The organism is Haloferax sp. Atlit-109R (assembly GCF_003665865.1).
Lineage (GTDB): Archaea > Halobacteriota > Halobacteria > Halobacteriales > Haloferacaceae > Haloferax > Haloferax volcanii.
In genome coordinates this window covers 21,644-44,650 of the sequence record NZ_QPLO01000005.1, presented here as the reverse complement: position 1 = coordinate 44,650, position 23,007 = coordinate 21,644, and the positions used below count along the sequence as shown (strand labels likewise).

Here is a 23,007-nt window from a genome sequence, read left to right as displayed (position 1 = left end):
ATCTTCCTGTTGTGTTACTCACCGACACTCAGAATGACAAACCCAGAGTTGGAACCTTTATATTATAATCACGAGAAATTCGCGATGGAATGTCTGACCTAATCGTCAAAGCAGCCGTGAAGGACGCGCTCTCGGACCACAACGTCTCGGCGGATTTCTACGACGCCCTCAACACGGAGGTCGCCGAACTGCTCGACGATGCCGCAGAGCGTGCCGAATCGAACGACCGGAAGACGGTCCAGCCTCGCGACCTGTAATAGTCGGCTTTCGCGAGTGAACTCGTCAATCGAAGATACCTTTTTGAGGACTCTGTTCTGAATTTAGTAGACGTGTATGGCGGACGCACCGAATACAGAACGGCAGGCGGTCGAACCTGTGGCGGGAGAAGTTCTCAGTGTGTCACAGCTGAACGACCGGATTGCGACGGTCGTGGAGGATGCGCCTGCCCTCGACGGTGTCCGCTGTATCGGCGAGGTCACGGATCTCCATCAGAACAGTACTGCACTCTATTTCACCCTCACTGACGGCGACGCCGAACTTCCCTGTATGATCTGGGCTAATCGCTATCGGAAGATGGATGCTGACCTCGAGGACGGAACTGAGGTCATCCTCGAAGGCGATATCGACTACTGGACTGAGGGTGGGAAAATCGACCTCAAACCGTGTGAGGTGATCGTCGTCGGCGAGGGCGACCAGGCGGCTGCCGTCGAGCGACTGCGAAGCGAACTCGAAGAGCGTGGCTGGTTCGACGACGAGCAGAAACAACAGCCGCCGGCCTTCCCGGAGCGGGTCGGCGTCGTCACGTCCCTTCGAGGAGACGCCCGGTACGACATCCAGAACGCGATCCACGGACAGGACCCCACCGTCGACATCCTGGTGAAGGACGCAACCGTCCAGGGGTCGAACGCGCCGACGTCTATCGCGAACGGGATTCACCATCTGGACCGCTCCGAGGACGTCGATTCAATTATCGTCGGCCGCGGCGGTGGGAGCGATTCGAACCTTCAGGCGTTCAACACCGAGCGGGTCGCGGAAGCGATCTTCACCGCGAACACCCCGATCGTCACGGCAATTGGCCATACTGACGACCGGCTAATCGCGGATCGGGTAGCGGATATGGCCGCGATCACACCGACAGCGGCCGGCGAATACATCGCGAAGTCTCGGAATGAATTCCTTGCTAGCGATATTGACCCGCTTGAGCAACAGCTTGAGGCCGCGTACGAGACCTTTGAACAGGAGCACGAACACGAACAGGAATTGGCCGAGGCAGTCGAAGAGGCGACCGCGCCTGAGGGTCTGTCGCCGGTTTACTACAAAGTTGCAATCGCCGTGCTGCTGGTGCTGTTGCTGCTCATCACCGCACTTTGGCTGGGGGTGATCTAAGCGATGGCGAAAGACTCGGATATCAGGAGTCGGATGAACCGCATCGAAGAGATTATCGATCAACTCGACGCGGATGGGGTTTCACTTGATGAAGGGAGTGAGCTGTACGAGGAAGGGCAGGAGGTGTTGACTGAAATCCGCGAGCGACTCCACGAAGGCCAGGGGGAGGTCATCGAGATCGAATGAGGAACGGCAACGGTATCGACTGTCTCACTCTGTTAACCAACAGACTCCGTTGATCACAAAGGTTGTTGGTTAAGCTCGCTGACCACGGCTACCCTTCAGGCTTAACTGCGATGTGCTCCCATCTCGAACCGTTCGGCGAGAATTCCAATGTTCCATGAGACGGTTCTGATATTCGGCGTCTACCTACTCGCGTGTGGTGTAGCGTGGATCCTCCACGAGTCCGCACACTACGCCGTCCACAGGCTCTATGCGGAATCAGTCTCGTTCGGTGTCAATCGACGTGGCCCTTACGTCGACGCCGTTTACGCCCCGTCTGCTCCGACGGTCGCTATCCGACTCGGTTCGATCGCACCGACCCTCCTCTATACCCCCATTGTCGTATTTGGAATCGTAGCCTATCTCTCGTCGAATCCGGTTCCACAGTTGGATCCAGTCGGGTGGTCGCTTGTCGCTGTTCCCCTCGTGATTTTGACTTTTCCGACTGATGCTGATATCCAAGCGTGTCTCAACGCCTCATAATAGCGTTTCTTAACGTGTATTCGGTCCGCGTCAGACAAACACTTCATTAGTTACATAGTCAGATTTTAAGAAAGTCATTGGCCGTCAGTATTTAGTAGATAAGACGCAAGTATGTGCAAATGTATCATGGCACAAGCCAGTCCCCGCAGTACCCCCCGTGAAACTGATACGGACGAGCGGTCCTCCGTGTCAGTTGAAGCGTGGTTGGAGGCGGTCAGTAGAGAACTGGATCCCGCCGAGTGCGAGGACCTCTCCGAACTCGGCATCTACTCGATCCACGAACACAGCAGCGCCCGCACGATCACCCTTCCCGAGGATGCGGACGAGTTCGAGGACGCGACGACGGTAAAGCAGTACTATTTCGAGGGCGAGGATTGCCCGCTTCTCATCGTTGCTCCGCTGCAGGTCTAAGTCGCCCTGTGGGTCGCAGATCAGCAGTCGGCGTCGTCTTCTTTGTGGTCGGAATAGAACTGGATGAGGTACTGGAATCGACCTGTGTCACTCGTGAATGAGTCGAGTTCCTCCTGTAACCACTCGTATTTGTCCTGCGGGATTCGCATATTGATTCGGGCCACATCGTCGCTAACATCCGAGCTGGAGTTACTGGCGCTGGTCGCTGTGTCTGCGTCTGACATTAGTTCGACCCAAGCTATGCGGTCGCATATATCCCAGTAGAATGAGAACTTCTCTAGAGAACTTGGAGAACTTTGAAGATCTCCAAATTCATTCAAATTTTCTGACCTCTTTTGGTCGTGCTATCCTTTCCCACAAACGATGTGTGCTAAGGTCCCCTCCGGCGAGACGCCGGCCAGTACTGAGGAATCGACGTCCGTTATTCGGATCATCCACAGGTCCATCGGCCCGATTCTGCTGGCGCTCCTCCCGCTGATCCTGTTCGTGGGGACGGCGGCCGCACAGTCGGATCCAGGGAGCGCATTCTGCGACTCGAACATGGCCGACACCATCCAGAACATCTTCACCATCATCCAGTTCGGTGGGCCGCTCGTCGGCGGCGTCCTCGCGCTCGGCGCGACGGTGGCGATCCCGTTTACCCGTCGCTCGGACTGGAAGAAGGAGATGAAATCTGTCCGGAATCAGGGCCTGCTCTGGGGCGTGATCGTCGCCCCCCTCGGGACGGAGATCGTCCAGTTCATCCTGAATAACATCGTGGTCGGTGGCACGAGTTGTGGGTTCTAACTACGCAACAGGATTCGCACTCGTCATGTCCGCCGTCCTCGTCGCATCGACAGCCGCCGTTCCAGTGGGCGCCCATCCCCCGAATAGTACTGACCACGGCGTCCCGGAGGAGACCTTTCACAAACTGTGGTCGGGGGATCAAGACGGTGCGACCGACGGTGCGAATCTGAGTAACGGGTCGGCGGTCGAGCAGCTTGGCGAGGGGACCGATGTCCCGTTCGATTCGCCCCCGCGGGCAGTCGAGCAATGGAACCGGGGCGACCACCAGGAGTTCCCGGCGACCAACAGCTCCGTGTCGATCCATCCACCAGATGCGGACCTCACCAGCGACCAGTTCATCAAGGAAGCCTATACTGAGGTGTTCGCCGTTCAGCCGTCCACCCGAGCGCGCCTCTCGTCGTCCAGACAGCCGCTTTACGTCGCTCCAGACGGGACGCTCCGCGGGACCGTCGATTACCGGGTGGCAGTGCCGCCTGACGACACCTCCGGCGATCGACGCGTCTATTGGAGTCTGGAGAGCCACCAGGTTGAGGAGACGAGACTCCTCGTCGACGGCGACGAAGAGACGACGGCTGGTGGTTCCCACACGCCGGCACTGTCGTACTCCTTGGATGGATACGCCGGCGAGGACCACCAGCTCACGCTCCAGGCGAACATCTCGGTCCGACTTCGGAAGGAGGTCGAAGTTTGTACCGCTCACAACGACGAAGGCGATTGTACCAACTGGGAGAGTTCCGTTTCATACCCGACTGAGAACGTCACGGTAACCGATTCCATCGAGGTCAGGAAGTACGACCTCGCGGTATCAGGGTTCATCGCGGAGTATCCGAACGGTGATCTCGGCCTCGTCGTTTACAAGAACCAGCCGTGGCTCGGCTACCAGTTGCCCAACGGTGACGTCCGAGGTGTCTGGCGGTTCTACTCAGCCCGAGACAAGGACTGGGATACGCTGGTCTACAGCTCGGACGACGGACAGCGGACCGCCCACTCACCGCTCCATCCACTCCAGGTGAACGCGTACCCCATCGAGACGGGGCCGACACCGTCGCCCCGCCAGAACGTGACAATACTGGATGTATACGGCACGTCGACGTCGCCGCCGACGCTCCCATCGAGCATCCACTTGGACGTTCTCACGGAGCCGTACACGGCCAGTTACGGCATCGCGACGCGGGCCACGACCGACGTACAGCCCGAGACTGTCCGTGCGTGGGGCCTGGTCAGAGGTGTCGAGGCAGAGCGACCCGCCGATGAGTTCGCTCGAATCCAGATCTACGAGAGCAACCTCACCTTGGAGGTGATGAACCAGACGGAAGACACCGTCACCGTCCGGGTTACGCTCCTGAACGCGAATACCGACGCACCAATCAACACCGCCGAACGGGACGGCTACGTTGTCGTCAACGGGCAGCGGGTGAACACGACTGGGAACGGAACCGTCACGATGATGATTGAACGTTCCCCTGGCGGTGTGTCGGCCCGATACGAACCCGGCCACTGGTGGCTCAATCCTCCCGGCTATACCGGCGACTCGGATACCGTCCTGCTGCAAGGCTCGGTGCTCCAGCTGGTGTCGACGCTGTTCCGGATCGGCGTTCCCGTCTCGCTGTTCCTCCTTGCAGTGTTCTTCATCGATCGGATTACAGGGTGGCGTATCTGGCCCCCGTGGAGGTCACTATAATGATCAGAGAACATTCAGAATCCCATGACCGGAATTCGGAACGGTGGATTAGTCGACGCCGTCTTTTGGCTTCGTCTGGAACAGCCCTGCTTGCAGGAGTAGCAGGGTGTTCCGGAACCGATGGTCCCGGCAACCAGACTGAATCCCCAACAGATTCGTCCTCAACGTCGCCGTCTACAGATTCGGTATTTGAGGAAATCAGCTTCGCGGGACCCAACCTCGTGGTGACGCTGGCTGATGATCACGACGTCGACCAACTCAATCTGATTGGTCCAGATGGTACTACGTTCGAACAGTCAACCGTAGCACAGGGAGCTACAAGAGTCGAAATACAGATCGTCTTCAAGACTGGTGGGACGTACTCTGCCGGCGAATACGAGTTAGTCGCCGTTTCGGGCGAGACATCTGAGTCGATGTCGCTGGAGATCCGGCCCGATATCCAGATTGTCGATGTCGAACCGGAGTTCGATGAAGATGATGGCTACAGTAGCGGTCGGCTCTTTGTGACGGTCGAGAACGTCGGTACTGGTCCCTCTTGGGTGTATAATATTGGCTTCCGGAATGCGCCGTATCGGAACGCACCTGAGGTCATCGAAGGAGACGGCGTTGCTGATACAACGTTCGAGCGTCCGGAGGCGAGCGAAGAATTCCTCAGCCCCGGTACTGAACGGGAATTCCTGAAACAACGGGGTGTTCTCGTCATCGATGACAACGACGATGTCTCATGTCAGAGTGATACTACAGAATTAACCGTCGTTGTTCAGACCCCACACGGAGATATTGAGCAACCGATTCGGGCAGAGCTGTCCGGTGGATACCATATCGACGACCAAGGCGCGATCCAACACCCGTGTAAAGACGTCCAGATTGAACTACTGGACGGGGGTGGAGACAATGCGTAGTCCCGTTCGATTCCTAATTCGCTCTATCGTCGTCTTCTTCGGGCTACTGAGTACGGGCACTGCTCCGGTTTTAGCTCAAAGTGACGGGGGCAGCGATGGCGGTGCTCTTGGAGACATTATCATCAACGCTATCCAAGAACTCCTTGAGATACTCTTCAGTCCCATAGAGACCGTCATCGAGAATCACGGTGATGCAGTCTTGCGGACAGTGGTGGGTACTCCCCATCCAGATTCGGTGTTCAATCAGCCGACGAACGCAGCGTGGCCCGGAATTTACGACTACTATTGGGAGATGATCATCCCGCTTTCGCTATCGCTGTACGGCCTCTCAATCGGCATTGTCATATTCCTTGAATCGACGAGTCACTTGTTCAACGGATACCACCGTTCGAAGCTCAAGAAACGCGCCTTCGCCGGACTTCTCGGTATTCTATCGTGGTGGTGGATCGCAGCGCTATCGTTGCGGTTGATGGATGCATTAGCTGGGTTCCTCGTCCCCTCGGTGTCAGAGATCTCGCTATTCCAGACGCTGTCGTTCACTGGGATGGGCGTGCTCGGCACGGTCGTGGCTCTCTCAACGAATTTGCTCCTATTCGTGTTGATCGGCCTGATTTACCTCGCGAGACAGTTGGCACTCTACCTATTCGTGTTCCTGATGCCACTACTCATTGTATTCTGGATCCCTGGCGTCGGGCCGTTCGCTCTAGTCTCAAAATTCATGAAGAAGTTGGCCGGGTTCTATGTCCCCTTCCTGTTTATGACGGTCCCAGTTGCTCTCCTGTTCCGTCTCGGGGACATCTTGGGAACGAGTTTCGGCCCCTCAGCTGGTGAGTTCGGGGCTTGGTTGACGGCACTCGTTATCCCGCTTCTCGCCGTTGCCTCTCCGTTTGTTTTGTTCTGGCAGGCCGGGGCGTTGTTCTTTATCGCCGACAGGGCGGCCAGACATATGTCTGCTGAGAAGGCCCGTAGTCGGTTGTCTAGAGGGCGTGAACAAGTCCAATCGGCCAAACAGGGTGGGAGAAACTTCGTTCGAGGAGTGCGCGATGAGCCCGCAGTCAAGAGCGGTGGCCAATACGTCTTGAACTCTGGTGATTCGAGAGCTCACTCTACCGGCCAACGACTCAATACGACTGGCTCTCGCCTCCGTGAAGCGCTCACCGACGGCAGTGGTGGAGGGGGAGGAAACAGCGGAGGCGGAGACCTCGACGGCGGAAGTGATGGTTCTACGGCCGGCTCCACCACCAGCGAGGATAGTAGTGGGAACGATGGAAGCGAGGAGTTCGATCGAGACGATGCGTTCCGGGACCCCCAGACTCGGGACCGGAATCGAGATTCAGCAGATGACCCGCCACGCTACATCCACTAACAACCTATGAGCTCCGCAACTGACCCCGCAAAACGAATTCCGAAGTCGCTCGGTACCGACACTCAGTTCCTCGGAAAGTACTCGCTGACGGACCTCGCCGTCGCGGGGCTTCCCGGCGTACTGGTAGTCTTGGTGACGCAGGTCGTTATCCCACCGTCACTCACCGTTCGCGGCATTCCGGTGTCCGCCCTCACGATCCCACTCGCAGCGATTGCGATCGCCTTCGGTGGGCTGTTCGTCTACCTCACGCCAGGCTACACCAACAGTCTCGACTGGCTCGGCCTGTTCGTGAGCTTCCATCGCAGCGAGACAGAGATCGCCCACGAGGAAGCGAAGGAGTACACCCACGTCGAGCGCGTCTACCCGCGACACAACGCCATCGAGCGGACGGATCGGGCCCTTGTCGGAGCCGTTCAGGTGTCGCCACCGACAATGGCGCTCGCGACCGACGAGGAGTGGGCCCAGAAGGCGGAGGCCTTCCAGGACTTCGTCAATACGACCGTCGAGTTCCCGATCCAGATTTACTCGACGACGCAGGCGTTCCCCGCCGACGAGTACGTCGGGCGGTACGAAGACCGGTTGAGCGACCCGGACGTCAAATCGAACGAGAAACTCCAGGCGCTCATCGAGCACTACGTCGACTGGTACGACCGGGAGCTGGCGCAGCGTCAGATGACCATTCGCGACCACTACGTCCTGATTCCAGTGCGACCTGAGGAGGTCCGATACGAACGGGCCAGCCTCCTCGAAAAGCTCGCTGGGATTCCTGTACTGGGCATCCTCATCCAGATTGTCACGGCGCCGCCGGAGGAGGAAGAGCGAGCCGCGATGCTCGAGGAACTGGACGAGCGGCGCCGGCGGGTCGAGCGCGGCCTCCGCGGCATCGAGGGGTGTGACACGCGCCCCGTTGATGCGGCCGAACTCACCCGCCTCATCGCGGAATACTGGACCGGCACGGAAATCGAGTACGGCGACCCCGAACAGGTGCTTCGAACGTCCCCCGTCATCAACAAGTCATGATTGGAAACCTGCTTCCGTTCACCAGCTCGGATAGTTCGGAAACCGACGACGAGGCCACGGCAGACGAGGCCCCCGACGAAGAGGGGGAAGATGCTGAATCACAGTTTACCGTGGACTACGAGGCCGACGGTGAGGCAGTCGACGGCATCCCCGAGATCCATCAGACCGTCGTCTCGCCGTCGAGTATCGAGCGAACGCCAAGCGCCCTCCGGACTGACACCCAGTGGGCGCAGAGTCTGTGGGTCGGTGAATATCCCGATGCGCCGATGGATGGCTTCCTCGAAAAACTGTACGCGGCCGCCGAGACCCAGCAGACGGATGTCAGCATCCACATCGATCCTCGTGATACGCGAGAGACGTTGGATTCGCTGGAGAACAAGATCGAGGACCTCGAAGCCGACTACGAGTACCTGACCGAGAAGCATCGTGCGAGCGCCCGGGGCGTCGAGAAAGACCTCGAGGACCACCAGGAGATGTACGACGTCCTTCGGAACACGACGATGCAGGCGTTCGACGTCTCGATGTATCTCACGGTCAGGGGCAACGATCGCGAGAACATCGACGCCGAGTCGGTGTCGACGACAGCCCGACAAGCGCCTGCGAATCTGACGCCGGTGACGCCCCGGTGGTCACAGCTGAAGACGTTCACCTCAGCGAGCCCGATCGCCCTGGATCAGTTCAACGAGACGCTCGACAGCAAGACGCCGATGCTCGGCGGGGCAGTCGGCGCGATGTTCCCCTTCGTTTCCGGTGCGTTTGCGGAACCCGGCATCGAATACGGGACGTACGCGCTGAATTCGAGTCCACTCATCCTCGACCGCTTCAAGCGGCAAACCGGCTACTGTATGATGGTTATCGGCCGACTCGGCGCGGGCAAATCGTTCGCGACCAAGCTCCGGTTGGTGCGGCGGGCGATGTTCGACGAGGATACGGTCGTCATTATGCTCGACCCGATGCGGGGATTCGCCGGCGTCAACGAGGCACTCGATGGCGAGCGCATCACGGTCGGTGGCCGGCGGGGGCTGAACCCGCTGGAAATCAAACCGACGCCCGACCACGTCCTGCAGGAGGTCGACGACATCGACCCGTGGGGCGAACAGATCAACTGGGTGATGACCTTCTTCGCGACGTTCTTCGAACACGTCGCAGACCATCCACTCGGCGAGCGCAACCAGACGCTCCGGCGGGCCGTCCAGGAAGCCTACGAGAAGCGCGGAATCACCCGCGACCCGGAGACGCATACCCGGGACTCGCCCACCATCCACGACGTCATCACGGTCCTCGAAGAGATGGTCGAAGACCCCGAGGAGTACGGGTACGTCACGGATGGGGAGCAGGAAGCCGTCCAGTCTGATGCCCAGTCGCTACTCAAGGATCTCCGCCCGTCGTTCCGCGAGGGTGGTGAACTCGAGAACCTCGCTCGCCCCTCCGAGTTCGACCTCGATTCGAAGGTCATCTACCTCGATCTACACCAGGAGGAGGGCACCCGTGGCCGGGCGGAGACCAGCCTGATGATGCAGGTGCTGTTCAACAGTGTCTACGAGCGGGTCAAGCAGACCGACAAGCGCGTCGTCTTCTGTATCGACGAGGCGCACTACCTGATGAATGACGCCGTCTCGTTGGACTTCCTGGAGACGGCCGTCCGGCACAGCCGTCATTTCGATCTGAGCCTCGAATTCATCACGCAAACGGGGGGTGAATTCGCGCTGACGCCGGAGGCACGCACCATCGCGAACCTCTGTTCGCTGACTGTCCTGCACCGCGTCAACGAGGAGAAAGAGAAGATCGCCAAGTGGTTCGACCTCAGCCAGCGGCAGGTGAACTGGGTCACCTCCGCGAAGGCCGGAGAGGACGAGGACGGCTACTCTGAGGCGCTCGTCGGCATCGACCAGGAGGGCTGGTTCCCACTCCGAATTCGGGCGAGCGACTACGAGGCCCACGTCATCGACGGCGGCGCTGCGGACGTGGCCGAGCTTGAACCCGAACTGGCCACGAACGTGACGAATCCAGATAGCCGACCCGCCGGAACGCGTGCCGACGGCGGTGAACCAACTAGCACTACCACTCAGGAGGATGACTGAACAGACCCCGTCAGAAATCCCGTCAGTGGCTAACGGCGACGAGTACATCCGGATCACTCCCTCCCGGAGCGATCTCGCGCCGGAGACCGTAGTCCGTCAACTGGCCGGCCTCCACGGCCTTGACGCTGGCAACGACGGACTTCTCGCAAGTATCGGTCCCTTCGGCGATCCGCCACCGGTGTTCGAGTTCCTCGCAGTGAGTGAGGGGGCAGACGAGCCGGTCGAGTTCTATTACGGGGCCGACCGTCGGTTAGATGCCTTCGAAGAACGCCTCCGGACGCTGTATCCTCCGACCGTCACGTTCGAGCGGGTCACCCTTGACTTGGAAACGAAGCTACTCCCATCGACAGCAGACCCGTCTCAGGACCACAGTGCCGGAGGTGACGATAGCCACGGAATGAACCCCAGGACAGCTGAGGAATTCTCCGGAGACCCGAATTCGGATTCAGAGCCCGTGACTCTCTTCGATTCGACGGGGCAGGAACCGGTCGGTGATGGCGGAAGTGTGCTGTCGGAGAGCACTATGTCGCAGGACGAGGACGAAGTCTTGTTCGAGGCCGATTCGAGTGACGAGTCCACAGCGGCTGGTCCGTCCGACTCCGAACTCGATGCCGATCACCAGCCGGCTCATACGCAACCGACCGTCGATGAGACGACCCCACTCGGAATCAGTTGGCACGGGCAGGCTACCCGGCGGGAAGACTGGATGACGACACTACCCCAATTCACGAATACGGAAGACGACGATGACGATCACGCTCGGGCCCCGCTCGCGTCACTCATCGATCAGCTGACCCGGGCCGAACACCCGATCGCGTTCCAGGTACTCTTTCAGCGGAAATCGGACTGGACGCACGAGGCACGAGAGCGCCAGCGGAAGCTCCGTGAAGGCGAAGACCGGGTCGTCGACTGGTTCTTCGGAGAACTCCTCGGAAACACAGAGAACGAACCACAGAGTCCGTCGAACACCGGGCGACAGCGTCGGTATCTCGACATCGGTGGGCGAGAGCGGGTCGAGGCTATCGACGAGAAGGAGCCACAGCACACGTTCACGGTGAATATGCGGGCACTTTCGCTCGTGACCTCCGACCGACAACGAGAGCGGGTTGACCATCGTCTCGATGATATCGGGTCGGTATTCGATCACCTGAACGGGCCGCACTATCGGCTCCGACCGAAGCGCATCCGCCGTGGGCTTCGAAAGGGGCGGCGAGCCAAGAAGCACGCCGACCGGGTACTCAACGCTACGTTGGCTACCAAGAGCGACTGGCGGAAGACCCGCCCCGATCTCGTCCTCGGGCCGGCTGAGTTGGCGAACTTCGTGGTCGTTCCGCCGGCAACTGACCTCACGACCGAGGGCGGGCGGGGGTCCGACGCCGAACCCGAGAGCCGGACGCCCCTGCCACTCCCGGCGCAGGACCACATGGATGCGTTCACGGACGCCGGGATGGCGATCGGCCGCGGTCTTGGGGAAGACGGTACGCCCACGTCGGAGCCGATGCGGATTCCCCCGCATCTACTTCCGTTCCACGTCGGCCGGTTCGCGAAGAGCGGCGCCGGCAAATCGGTCGCGCTTGAAAACGACGCCCTCTCGCTGTACGACCAGACGAACGGGCCAGTGTTCATCATCGACTCCAAGGGCGGGAATTTCCCCGAGAACTATATGCGGGCTCACGCGAAGCGCTTCGGCACCGACGACCTCGAGGAGAACGTCCTCCACTTCTCGGTGCCCGACATCCTGCCTGGCTTCGCGTTCTTCGACATCACGCCGGCATTGGAGGACGGCGTCCGACGCGTCGACGCGATTCAGGACAAGGCCGACCACTACGAGGAGCTCATCAAGCTCGTGATGGGGCCGGAGCGGTACGAGGACGCCATCGCCTCGCCGACGCTCATCAAGTACCTCATCAAGGCGATGTACGACGAGGAGTACGGTCTCGAAAACGGACACTTCCGGCAAGATACAAACTACTTCACCCACGACCAGTTTGAGCAGGCGGTGACCCAGTTCCACGCCGCCGGGCCACCAGATTCGACACCCGAAGATGCACCGCGAGCCAGCGACCCGCAGGTCGCCGAGAAACTGGAGCGACACCTGCGCTCGAACCCGGCGACGTTCTCGAACGTCGTGAGCGGCATCAGCAACCGGATGGACTACATCACGCAGGACGCCCATCTCCGGCGGATCTTCAACAATACCGAGTCACAGTTCGACTTCCGCGACCTCCTCGACGAGGACAAAGTAGTCATCTTCGACCTCGGCGATCTCCGCGACGAGGCCGCCCGTGTGATGACCGGCGTCATTCTGACGCAGCTCTACGATGCTGTCAAGCGTCGCGACGGCGACGAGCTGGCCCGCAAGCCAGACGACTACGTGGCGAACCTGCTCATCGACGAAGCGTCGTCGGTCGTCGTCTCTGATACGCTGACGACGCTGCTCGAAAAGGGGCGGGAGTTCCGGCTATCCATCGAACTCGTGACGCAGTTCCCTGAGCAGATGAAGGAGGCCGGCAACCGCGAGGTCTACCTGAACGTCCTGAACAACATCGGCAGTCCGCTCGTCGGGAAGATCGCCGTCGACGCCGACATCGCCGAGGCACTCTCACACGAGGCAATGGATCCCGTCGAGTTCAAGAATCGGATCAGTTCCCTCCCGCGTGGCGAGTGGATCGCACAGCTCCCGAGCCCAGAGTTCGGCGAAACCGGCCCCGACCCGTTCAGTATCGAACCCCTTCCGATTCCACCCGGTCATCCCGATAGCGAGCAGCCACTGACCGGGACGCAAGAAGAGCGATTCCAAGACGCCTTGGACGCCGTCCACGAGCATACCCGCGAGGAGTACGGAGTCGCCGGCGGGACGACCGTGGAGAGCCGTGACGCTGCGACTGACGTCGCTCTGGAAAACGCCGACGATCTGCCGCTGGAAGTCGCGATGGTCCGTGCGATTCGCGCCGTCCAGCTGTCGAACGACGTACGTGAGACGAACGGCTGGGTCTCCGTCGAGGACGTCGATGAGGAACTGCTCTCGCGTATCGAGGAAGACACCATCGAGGCGCAGGGCTACGAGACACTACCAGAAGTGAGGGAGGCGTCCTCGCTCATCGAGGTCGATCTCCCGGACGGTGGTTCGTCGGTGCAGTGTCGGCTCACAGACGAGGGTGAGCAAGCAGCCGCGCCCGACACGTCGACGTCACCGACCGGCGGGGGCGAGCACCACGATGCAGTCCTTGAAACGGTCGAGCAATCCCTCGCAACTGCGGGGTTCTCCGTGGAGGTCCTCGATCAGAACGGGGAGTCCCGCCCCGATGCCATCGCGACGCATCCGGATCTCGACCGGGAGCTCCAGGTGGAGGTCGAAACCACCACCCACGTCCGGCCGGCGAAGGTCCTCACGAACCTCCGGAAGGCCCAGGAACAGGAGCGAATCCCGCTGTTCGTCGTCGCAGACCACGACGATCAGCCGGCTGACGAGATTGCCGACCGGCTTGCGAAAATCCTCAGCGAGCCGCGAAATCAGCTCTCCTCCGGGGAAACACGGCTGTATACGATGAACCACAACGTCACATTCAACGGTGGTGCGCGAGCCGCGGATGGAGTGACGGCCGTCCGACCGGCCACTGGTGGTAGTCGCCACACCCGCTGGTTCGAGCGGGACGGTGCGTTCGTCCTCGAGGATAGTGCCGGAGACCAGCACGCCCGGATCGACTCCTTCGACGCTGTGTCGAAAGATCAGTTCCCGGCGACGTACAGCTACGACGCCGAGAGCGAGTCATACACCGTCTTTAGGCCGGGAGAACTGCCCGAGTCCTACGAGTCACGTGAGGCGTTCGAAGCGGATTGGGTACCTGTCAAGCGCCCGTTCGTGCCCAGTACCGACCTACCCGTTCCGGAGTACACGGATGATTCGTATGCGATAGGTGTCATCGAGGATGAGCAGAATCTCGAGCTCTACACTCGAGACTCTGACGCGACCAAAGACCTTGCTGGGCTCATTGAGGCGATCGAAAACAATGAACTCCATCTGGCAGGTGTGGAGCCAGACGAACCTGCCGATAAGCAATCTATGAAGCAGGAAGACCACGAGAACGATCCGTTCGGCATCCAAGCATTCGTCCGCGATAGCATCGTTGAATCCAGCGACGGGGTCGTCGCGGTCGCTGAGGTCTACGATGCGTACGAGCAATATGCGACGGCCGAGGAGTACGAGGTGAAGCCAAAAAACCGGTTCACACGTACGCTTCGCGACCACGTTGCGTTCGAGCGTGACAAGAAGTGGTTGGACGGTCAGACGCGACGCTGTTACGTCGGAATCGAGCTGGACGACGCCGGCGACCAGGAGGAACCGAATGATGCCAGTGCGTAGTCGTTTCGCTCCCGCTCAGGAGGTGCAGGAGCACACGAAATGACGCTCTCCGAGGCAGCCATCCGCGAGCACTACCGTCGTGCTAAACCCATCTACGAGGCGCTGGCGACCGTCAAGAACTATCCAACCATCGGGTTGAACGACTTCGTCGGATGGTACATCAAACGCGACCACGACGACGTCGAGGCGATTAAGGCCGGGTATCCGCAGCGCGGACGGGTTGCCCGCCTCGATCGTGACTACGACGAGATTCACGACCGCCTCGACCGGACCCTCTATGCCGTCACCACCTACAAGACACCGACCGCCTTCCAACAGTGGGAACCCTGTCGCTACGACGAGTCTGAGGGGACGACCGTTTGGCAGGATGAGCCCCCAACCCCCGGGTATGCCGACCTCCGGGCAGTTCCCACCTGGGGCGATATTGACCTCGCCGACGACATCAAGCCGCAGCGAGGCGACCTGGATGGCGAGACGCGTGCCCTCGTCGAGCGTACCCTCGACGCCTACATCGACGAGTATGCAACGCTCTACGGCACGCGGAAGGCGGTGTATGCGCTGGACTCCGTCGGGGGCGCGTACGTCTTTGGGGCCCCGGAGGCCACACTACCAATTGCGGACCACTTCAATGACGATCCGGATGCGCTCGAACGGGTGTTCAACGAGTTCCTCGACCGCTCGAACGCATGGCTCCAGAAGGCAGAGGCCCGCGTGAACGAGCGCGTCGACGGCGCCGGCGACGTCATTCAGCCCGATTGGGTGAACAACAAGAACCGCCAGTACAAGCCGCCACTCTCGATCCACGCCGACCACGATGCCGTCGTCACGCCCATCGCGACCGACAACGTCCGCTACGAACTCCGTCCGTTCGAGGGTGTCGACGACGCACTCCTCGAGCAGGCGGTCAGTTGGGCCGATGACCTCACGCGAGTCGAGCACACGGACTGCGTCGACTCGCTTGTCGCGACGCTCTGGTCGGACCTGTACGAGGACCACGGGGGCTGGCAGGCCACGCTGGAGGAATGGGTGGAAGCGGAGCGTGAGCGGGAACGGGAGCGCCAGCGACAGCGTGAGGCAGCGCTCCAGCGACGCGAAGAGCGAATGGCAGAACTCGACGGTACCCTCGAAGGCCGTCCCGTTACGCCGTTCAAAGAGGACGTCTACGAGGCTGTCGAGGATATCGACATCACCGAGATTGCCCGTCACTACGCGAGCGATGCCTACGATACGGATCCGAACCAGCCGCGGCCGCAGTTCGACCCGTGCTGGCGCCACAGTGAGAGCGGGCAATCCTGTTTCGTCGACGAGCAGGCCAATACCTTCGGCGATTCGAAGGTTAACGCCGGGGGCGGGCCGGCGAAGCTGATGGCGCTCGCGACGGGGATTATCTCCGCCGCCGATGCGGACCTCGATGGGGAGGACTACTGGGCTGCCGTCGACGAACTGCGGAGCGCCGGCTACGACATTCCGGTGTGGGTTCCAGAGGCCGGATCGGACCGCGTCGACGGCGGGACCTACGACCAGATGCCGTTCTGGGCCGTTCGGAAAGCAGCTGTCGCGCTCGAGATCTGTCCCGAAGACGCGTTCGTCGATCGGGAGGGTGAGGATGGAACCTACGAGGGGTTCCCCGGGTACGAAACCTACAACGAGACGCTGGAAGCCATCGAAGACGCGGGCCTGAACCACGGGCGAGAACGAGTCACGCCCGAGGAGGACGCAGTTGACGACGAATCAGAGTCGGCCCCTGATGCCCTCCCGGACGACGAGCAACTTGGTGACTTGGACCGGGCACACCTCCGCGAAAAGAACCGGCTGTTGACAGCGAAGGTCAAGCGTCTCGAGTCCGAACTGGAGGAGAAATCGGAGCGAATCAAGGAACTTGAAACGGAGGTCAACCAACTTCGATCAGAACTTGCCACCGTTCGCTCTGAACGCGATCGTCTGGAAACTGCTCTCGAAGGACGTGAGTTTGAGCAAGAGCCGAAGCAAGAAGATCAGGATAAGGACCAGTCCCCTCTGGACAGGGCAAAGCGGTTCATTTCGTCCGGTGAATAGAATCCATTCAGTTTGAAATATCTTTTATAAGTAGTTGTGTTAGCAGAGTTAAGCAGCAATGAGTCGGGTTCGCAGGGTGCTTGATACCGCGATCGATACGACAGCAGAGTGTTTCCTAGAGCAACCGGCGAACTACAGCGACGAACGAAGTTTGGCGGAAGACGTCCGGTCCAGAATGTGTTCTGAACTGTCGCCGGCTTCCGTGGAAGCGGTCTCGGTCGAAGAATCTTCGAAGGCCCAAGGGTCGATTCCTGACCATGAGGCCTACACAAGTCGGTACAGCGCTACCGAAGAGATTGACCGTGCCCAATGTGAGATTGGAGGCCCAGCTTTTCCATTCGGTGCCACTGAGCGACTTGACCTTGGAGTGTTCTCTGACGGTCTCACAATCACAGTCGACAACGGGACACAGGAATTTGACCCATCAGATCTAGTTGCTGCTGTCGAGTTCAAGTACGTCAAGAACACCAACTACCTACGGTACAGACCAGACGACGACAAGAGTAAGTACAGAGATATTGCCGACGATATCGTCCGACTGGGACAACTACCCGACGGCGTCGACCGACGCTGTGTGGTCTTCTCCAACTACGATCTACTCCGACGTAACTCGGACAGCGATGCAGAGAGAAATCTGCGAGAGCTGGCGGAAAACAGCGATGTTGATCTCCGGTTTGTTCTCCCTGAACCGAGACCTATTGGATAACCATCGTATAGCGAAGGGAATTATTTTAGCGGTTTAGTTGGTAACTGTGCCGTATGGGAGACGATTCGAATTCGGGAGACAGTTCAAGCAGTGACTCCAGCAGCAAGGACTCCGCAGAACTATCAGGAGAAAAGAATCCACGAGCGAACGCTGCCCAAAAGGATAGCAATAGTTCTCAAAAGGTAGAGAAGAGTGGTAGTAAGGAGCCATCAGGCGACTCAGCACCTAGTGCGGAGGGAGAAAGTATCCCTCGCAGCGTTCGTCAATCGGGCAGCTCCGATGGTTCAAACGGTTCTGACGGCGATTCCGGCTCTGACAGCTCTGAATAATAAACCGACATTATGGCTCTACTTCCTAGCGATATCATATTCTACGTCGTTCTGATTGCGCCCGGGTTCGTGGCTGTGATGACTGCTGTAAGTTTGGCAGCCATTGAAAATGACATCTCTCAGTCCGTTCTTTTGATTTGGAGTCTAGTATCCAGCGTCGTCATCGACTCGCTCTTCCTCGAAGCATACCAGAGTCTCGAAGGCCCGATAGAGTCATTTGAGGCGCTACGCTCCCTCTTCTTCACACCGTTCTTCCGTGCCGACTTGATTCTCATAATTCTCGGGCTATCCGTCGTGGTTGGAGTCGTCTACGCTGTAGGGATTTTGGCAGACCTTCCTGGTCGACTTCGACGCAGTATCCAGTCAACGGCGCATATCAAGTACAATCCTCGCCAGCCGTGGGAGAACTTCATGAAGGGTGCTCGGTCAATCCGTATCAAAACGAGCGATGATGAACTATATACCGGGGACGTGGTCGAATGGAGTCGCGCAGGCAAGCCCAAGGAAGTCAGGATCGAGCAACCTTACAGATACAGTTTAGAGGAGGAAGACTACGAGTGGGCGGGTGGAGAGTCAATGTTGTTCTTGGAGGAAGATATCGACCGGGTGATGCTGCGAGAGGAAGATGAGCAGCCTTCCGTGTTTCAACGTATTACCTCAATACTGGGCCTTTCCTCGGAAGAAAGTGATGAGAGCGTTGGCATCTCCGCGTTGAAAACCTGTTTCCAGCAGTACAAGGAGTCGGACTCAACGATCACTTACCTGTTGATGATCTTGCTGGCGGCAGTCTTCCTAATCGAGATCGTTGTCACAGCTTTCCGAGGCCTCGGAACTGTCCAGATTTTCGCTACAGGTGTCTTCGGTGTATACCCGTGGATCGCATGGCCTCTCTCCCCTGTACTACACAAGGGGATTCTACATTTTGCTGCCAGCCTTGTTGGCCTGACAGTCGTAGGGCTGCCTATTGAGAGACACTGGACTCGGAAACGTTACACAGTCTTTCTCGTACTGACCGGGTATGCTACGATACTGGCTGGTGCGGCGGTGCTTGGTACATTCTCGGATCAGCAGTTGGCCTTCTACGGAACCAGCGGGATCATCTACGCTCTCGCTGGCTACTCACTCACCCACCTTCCTCGGAAGCATGACGGCTTAGACTTGGTAGAGATGTTCGCCATTTTCATCGGATTCGTAGCCTTAGTCTCAGTGCTTGTAGATCCGTTCACCGGGCCGTATTTCGAGCCTCGATGGATCAACGGAGGTCACACGTCGGGATTCTTGATAGGGGCTGCTGTCGGATGGTTTGAGTTGAGTGGCTGTGACCTATAGCCGAGATCTTCGTCGGGAAGTATTGTGGGACTGGAGTCAGCCGCATGACTAATCCGAACAACCGGATCCTCCCGAAGCCTCTGTACAAGATGAATCCTCTGTATGCGCCACGCTAATTCTGGATTTTTAGAACAGATCAACGAGTCAGTTCACTCCTATCGACCGACTGGGTAGCCTGACACCAGCCCCGGGCTGTCCTAGACACCCGGTATGGCAGGACTCGTGCTGAGTCCATATATCGCAGGACGACAACACTAGACACCAGACTCACTAACGAGGGAGTTCCCGGACAGCCCACGAAATCTGGTGTCAGGTATCGCTGTCTTGCGATTTGGAGGCGAATTCGGCCACTAGACAGCAGGAAAATCAACCGATATGTGGTGGGGGTGGCCGCCCAAAGTTGAGTTCGCGGCCAACGGGGCCAAGGTGCCAGGCCGCAGGCCAAGCGAGAGTAGGCTGCCACCCGGACGATGGCGTGGGGCGTGGAGGGTGAGGGAGCAGGTCGACGTAGTGACAGGGAGTTGCTGGCTGTGGGAACTGTTTTTTCTGCCCCAGAATGGGGTGCGGGGCGGTTCGTGCGCTGCCCCTGATTCGTATGTCTGGTCCGGATAGATACGACGATACGGCAGACGATCACGAACGGTTCGAAGCGGAATTGCTCGCTCAGGATCGGGATGCGCGGTCACCATCGACGGCGGATCTCGACGACGAGACAGCCCGCCAGCTGGTTCGAGAGCTACTCGATGCCGGGACGGTCACACCAGTCGTCGACCAGCGGCTTCTCGTTCACGAACCCAGCTACACAGCGTTCGAATCGATGCAGCAGCTCGCCGTCTTCCACACGGGCTGGACGGCCGCCCGCGACGCCAGTGAGGGGGACGAATGATGCAGCAGACGCTGGCCGGCTGTGCCTTCTGCGAGGCGCCACCCGGGACAGAGACCGGGATCGCCTACACGTGGGGGAAAGAAGAGCGAGTCAGTCACCCGATTTGCGTCGACTGTGCGGTTCAGGAGACGCCGGATCCCGACGAGCGTGATCACTACGCCTGTGACAGCTGTGGCCTCGTCGTCGACGCGCTCGCAGCGCTCACACGGTTTCGGATCGAACTCGGCCATCTCGAAGGCCCGATACAAGTCTGTGCGCGGTGTAGTCCAGGCGGGCCAGCAACGTACTGGACGCGCGACCTCGACGCGCACATCATCCCTGAGTGATCCGCCGAGCGGCCGTCGACACGAGTTGAACGGCGACCAGGGGGGGTCCACAGTTGCCCGTATCTGTCCCACTCCACGGCCTCAGCAGCGCTGGTTGTGTCGCTGTCCCGTCGCTCCGCTATCTTCAACAGACGGGCGCTCCTCGGGATGACTATGGACTGCCCCGCGTGCGGGTCCCCTGTCACCCTCGAGGTCGGACCGGACCGGCCGCTTTCGACGTCGCTGTCCGACGCCGTCCTCGCAGCGGACGAGGACGAGCAGATCGAGGTGGCGCGAGACTGTTGGGACTGTGGCTGGCACGAAACGCGGGCGCTTCGCGTCACATCGATCGACACGACCGCCGGCGACGAGACTGCCGTCGAGCGAGCCACACTCATCGACGAGATTACCGACGAGCTCGCGTCGATCGAGAGTGTGGGTACGCTTGAGGAGACGCTGGCTGCAATCCGCCAGCAACGAGCAACCGACCCGGCGAGGACCGATACGGACGACGCCACGGAGTAACTCGCAATGCCTGATACAGAGTCCAACTATGACGTTCGTGAGCAAACCGGGAACCCCGACCACGCATCGGTCGACGATGTGGTCGACCTCGTGATCCACCGGGCGCAGAACCCGCGAGCCGAGCACGAGGATGCGCATTTCGATACGGCGGTCGCGGCGCTCGTCGACAGGTACGGACCGGAGTCAGTCCGGACAGTCATCCACCGCATCCTCGTCGACGACGAGCCGTTTCGGACCGCCACGAACGGCCTTGAGATGCGCAACGTCGACGGCGTTCGGATCGGGACCGCCGCCAGTTGGTTCCTCCAGGAGCTAAACGCACAGGACGACGGCTGAGGGACCGGTTGAAAGCCCGTAGTGACGGTCCGTCGAGTCCCCATTTTTAACTCCTATTCGTCCTATGTACCCGCCGAGGCCACAATGGCTCCCTCCACCCCCCGAGACTCAGATACATCCCCTGATCTACTCGTTGAAATCGTCGAGACGTTGAAAGCCCACGGGTTGGCGAGTGAGTCGTATCAGCTCCACGACGCCGTCGACGTCGAGGCACTCGAACAGCTTCTCGCCTCCTCAGCCGGCGATGTCGAGGTCCGGTTCACTGTAGAGGGGATCCATCTCGCCGTCAGCCAGGACGGCGTCGATGTCCTTCTCGACGAGCCAGCTGGGGACCGGACCAATAGCGCGATCGAATTCGGCGACAGCGACGTTCCCTGAAAGCCCTCGGCCGCTCGGCATCCCGCGACCACCGCTGCGCTCCTCGTCCCTGCGGTGCTTGCGGGGTCGGGGGACGCCCGAGACGGCCTCGCCCTTTCTGAGTCCGCCAGGACGGTAGCTGGATCGCCGAGTGTCGCAGCCGGCTGGACAGGTGTGTACGTCACGGCCCGCCCCGCTCGCCGCTGCCGCCCTCCGCGTCGCTCGCGACCGACCATTCCGGGCTGCCTGCCTGCAGTAGCGGGCGGGCTGCCGGGCTAAAGTGTATGTGCCCTCGGCGCCAGCGCTTCTCCCGTTTCGGTCCCGGACTTCCGGAGGCTTCCGGGACTCTCCGACCCGCGACGGACGTGGTTGCGTCGCGGGCGAAACGGGGAATGCGCTGGCCGCTCGCTCCGGGCGGGTCGGCGCGCGGTGCTGGTTGGGGTCGCCGCACTTGGGCGCGCTCTCGCTCGCGCCCGGTAGGGCGCTCGCGAAGGCGCGAGCGAGAGCGCGCAGTCGGTGCTATTGGACGTCGACGTCGTCGGAAAACCGCGATGCTGGGACATCGCGGTGGCGGCGCGCGAGCGCCTTCACAGGTACGGTGAGTACCCAATGTCTAGTAACAACTCGAGTCGCAAGGTCGTTACGGTGGATGAACAGGCATTCGAACGAACCGAAGAGGCCGGCGTCGACGAGGACGGCTTCGAGGTCGTCGACGACAAGCCGGAGTTCCGGGCGACGGTCCAGCAGGAAACGCAGGCGAAGGTTGATTCCAACCACCCAGACGGCATCGTCCAGGACTTCTCACACCTGCCCCTCGCGCAGGAAGAGAAGATTCGTGCCCGGGAGGCCGAACTAGAGCACATCAGCGCCCAGGCGGAACTGGGCACCCAAGAGGGTCGGGCGAAGCGGACTCGCGAGGTCGTCACCGAACGGCGCCGGCGCAAGCGGGAGGAACGCACCCCCGAACGGACGGATCCGCGCGAACGCCTCTCCCGGATGGAGCTGGCGAAGGTGAACCAGGAAGCAGACCGGATGGCACAGCGGCTTCGCACCGGTCACAGTCGGGCGGCCGTCTCGCGGGCACTCGCAAAGCGGGTCGCCCAGGGACAGGACATCACCGAAGCAGTATTCGACACGATGGACGCGCTCAAGTCGGCCCCCGGCGCCATCTGCCCGATCGAGGACGTCCCGGACGTGCAGACCGACGAGGTGAGCATCGAAGGAGAAGTCGTCCAGCTCTGGGATGCTTCCAGCCCGAAGATCGCTCAAGTGGGCTTGGTCGCGGACGATACCGGGAAAATCAAGTTCACGTCGTGGAAGGCCAGCGAGCCCGCCTTCGTCCAGGAAGGTGATACCGTCCGGATGCGAGCGGTCAAGAAGAACTGGTACGAGGGACGGTGCTCACTCGCCGTGACCTACGACAGTATGATCGTCTTCCCAGAGCGCGACCGCCGCTGGTGGGAAGAATAGGAGGGCTG

22 protein-coding genes are annotated in these 23,007 nt (G+C 60.1%); 21 read left to right on the top strand and 1 reads right to left on the bottom strand.

Going from position 1 to position 23,007, the window contains the following annotated elements; genetic code table 11:
* Nucleotides 1-89 precede the first annotated feature (89 nt).
* The 5 genes from DVK03_RS19050 (at nt 90) to DVK03_RS19030 (ending at nt 2,502) form a co-directional block, all read left to right on the top strand.
* The gene (locus DVK03_RS19050) at nt 90-257 is read left to right on the top strand and encodes a DUF1931 domain-containing protein (RefSeq protein ID WP_115803921.1); all 168 of its coding nucleotides are present in this window, start codon (nt 90-92) and stop codon (nt 255-257) included.
* Nucleotides 258-333: 76 nt separating this feature from the next.
* Nucleotides 334-1,386 carry an exodeoxyribonuclease VII large subunit gene (gene xseA, locus DVK03_RS19045; protein ID WP_115803922.1) on the top strand — a complete coding sequence of 351 codons (1,053 nt, stop codon included), beginning with the start codon at nt 334-336 and terminating at the stop codon, nt 1,384-1,386.
* A gap of 3 nt (nt 1,387-1,389) precedes the next feature.
* Entirely contained in the window at nt 1,390-1,572 is a 183-nt protein-coding gene (gene xseB / locus DVK03_RS19040; RefSeq protein ID WP_115803923.1) for an exodeoxyribonuclease VII small subunit, read from the top strand.
* Nucleotides 1,573-1,719: 147 nt separating this feature from the next.
* A complete protein-coding gene (locus DVK03_RS19035) occupies nt 1,720-2,091 on the top strand; it encodes a hypothetical protein (protein ID WP_115803924.1) in 372 nt (123 codons plus the stop codon).
* A gap of 126 nt (nt 2,092-2,217) precedes the next feature.
* Nucleotides 2,218-2,502, top strand: a complete 285-nt coding sequence (locus DVK03_RS19030; protein WP_049909612.1) for a hypothetical protein — start codon at nt 2,218-2,220, stop codon at nt 2,500-2,502.
* Nucleotides 2,503-2,522: 20 nt separating this feature from the next.
* Here the strand turns inward: DVK03_RS19030 and DVK03_RS19025 are convergent, their stop codons facing one another.
* Nucleotides 2,523-2,726 carry a hypothetical protein gene (locus DVK03_RS19025; protein ID WP_115803925.1) on the bottom strand — a complete coding sequence of 68 codons (204 nt, stop codon included), beginning with the start codon at nt 2,724-2,726 and terminating at the stop codon, nt 2,523-2,525.
* A gap of 139 nt (nt 2,727-2,865) precedes the next feature.
* Between DVK03_RS19025 and DVK03_RS19020 the strand changes: the two genes are divergently transcribed.
* From DVK03_RS19020 to DVK03_RS18940, 16 genes are all read left to right on the top strand, one after another.
* Nucleotides 2,866-3,288, top strand: coding sequence for a hypothetical protein (locus DVK03_RS19020; RefSeq protein WP_115803926.1), 423 nt, complete (start codon nt 2,866-2,868; stop codon nt 3,286-3,288).
* A 25-nt stretch (nt 3,289-3,313) separates the two neighbouring features.
* On the top strand, nt 3,314-4,969 hold the full coding sequence (locus DVK03_RS19015; RefSeq protein WP_115803927.1) for a hypothetical protein: 1,656 nt from the start codon (nt 3,314-3,316) through the stop codon (nt 4,967-4,969).
* Nucleotides 4,969-5,871: a hypothetical protein gene (locus DVK03_RS19010; protein WP_199506021.1), complete on the top strand. Its 903-nt coding sequence runs from the start codon at nt 4,969-4,971 to the stop codon at nt 5,869-5,871. Before DVK03_RS19015 ends, DVK03_RS19010 begins: the two co-directional genes overlap by 1 nt.
* Entirely contained in the window at nt 5,864-7,237 is a 1,374-nt protein-coding gene (locus DVK03_RS19005; RefSeq protein WP_115803929.1) for a hypothetical protein, read from the top strand. Before DVK03_RS19010 ends, DVK03_RS19005 begins: the two co-directional genes overlap by 8 nt.
* 6 nt (nt 7,238-7,243) lie before the next feature.
* Nucleotides 7,244-8,257: a hypothetical protein gene (locus DVK03_RS19000; protein WP_115803930.1), complete on the top strand. Its 1,014-nt coding sequence runs from the start codon at nt 7,244-7,246 to the stop codon at nt 8,255-8,257.
* Nucleotides 8,254-10,338, top strand: a complete 2,085-nt coding sequence (locus DVK03_RS18995) for a VirB4 family type IV secretion system protein (RefSeq protein WP_115803931.1) — start codon at nt 8,254-8,256, stop codon at nt 10,336-10,338. Before DVK03_RS19000 ends, DVK03_RS18995 begins: the two co-directional genes overlap by 4 nt.
* Nucleotides 10,331-14,701: a type IV secretory system conjugative DNA transfer family protein gene (locus DVK03_RS18990; protein WP_115803932.1), complete on the top strand. Its 4,371-nt coding sequence runs from the start codon at nt 10,331-10,333 to the stop codon at nt 14,699-14,701. The genes DVK03_RS18995 and DVK03_RS18990 overlap by 8 nt, the downstream gene beginning before the upstream one ends.
* A 39-nt stretch (nt 14,702-14,740) precedes the next feature.
* Nucleotides 14,741-16,756 carry a hypothetical protein gene (locus DVK03_RS18985; protein ID WP_115803933.1) on the top strand — a complete coding sequence of 672 codons (2,016 nt, stop codon included), beginning with the start codon at nt 14,741-14,743 and terminating at the stop codon, nt 16,754-16,756.
* Nucleotides 16,757-16,814: 58 nt separating this feature from the next.
* Nucleotides 16,815-17,462 (top strand): hypothetical protein, encoded by a 648-nt coding sequence (locus tag DVK03_RS18980; protein ID WP_199717510.1) that lies wholly within the window; start codon nt 16,815-16,817, stop codon nt 17,460-17,462.
* Nucleotides 17,463-17,803: 341 nt separating this feature from the next.
* Nucleotides 17,804-19,120 (top strand): rhomboid family intramembrane serine protease, encoded by a 1,317-nt coding sequence (locus DVK03_RS18975; protein WP_121593843.1) that lies wholly within the window; start codon nt 17,804-17,806, stop codon nt 19,118-19,120.
* A gap of 595 nt (nt 19,121-19,715) precedes the next feature.
* Nucleotides 19,716-20,006 carry a hypothetical protein gene (locus DVK03_RS18970; protein ID WP_115803981.1) on the top strand — a complete coding sequence of 97 codons (291 nt, stop codon included), beginning with the start codon at nt 19,716-19,718 and terminating at the stop codon, nt 20,004-20,006.
* Complete coding sequence (locus DVK03_RS18965) at nt 20,006-20,332, top strand: hypothetical protein (RefSeq protein WP_115803934.1); 327 nt, start codon at nt 20,006-20,008, stop codon at nt 20,330-20,332. Before DVK03_RS18970 ends, DVK03_RS18965 begins: the two co-directional genes overlap by 1 nt.
* Before the next feature lie 153 nt (nt 20,333-20,485).
* Nucleotides 20,486-20,836, top strand: coding sequence for a hypothetical protein (locus tag DVK03_RS18960; protein WP_115803982.1), 351 nt, complete (start codon nt 20,486-20,488; stop codon nt 20,834-20,836).
* 6 nt (nt 20,837-20,842) lie between these two features.
* A complete protein-coding gene (locus tag DVK03_RS18955; RefSeq protein ID WP_115803935.1) occupies nt 20,843-21,172 on the top strand; it encodes a hypothetical protein in 330 nt (109 codons plus the stop codon).
* An 84-nt stretch (nt 21,173-21,256) separates the two neighbouring features.
* Entirely contained in the window at nt 21,257-21,550 is a 294-nt protein-coding gene (locus DVK03_RS18950; protein WP_115803936.1) for a HalOD1 output domain-containing protein, read from the top strand.
* 588 nt (nt 21,551-22,138) lie between these two features.
* The gene (locus DVK03_RS18940; protein WP_115803983.1) at nt 22,139-22,999 is read left to right on the top strand and encodes a DNA-binding protein; all 861 of its coding nucleotides are present in this window, start codon (nt 22,139-22,141) and stop codon (nt 22,997-22,999) included.
* The last annotated feature ends 8 nt before the right edge of the window (nt 23,000-23,007 follow it).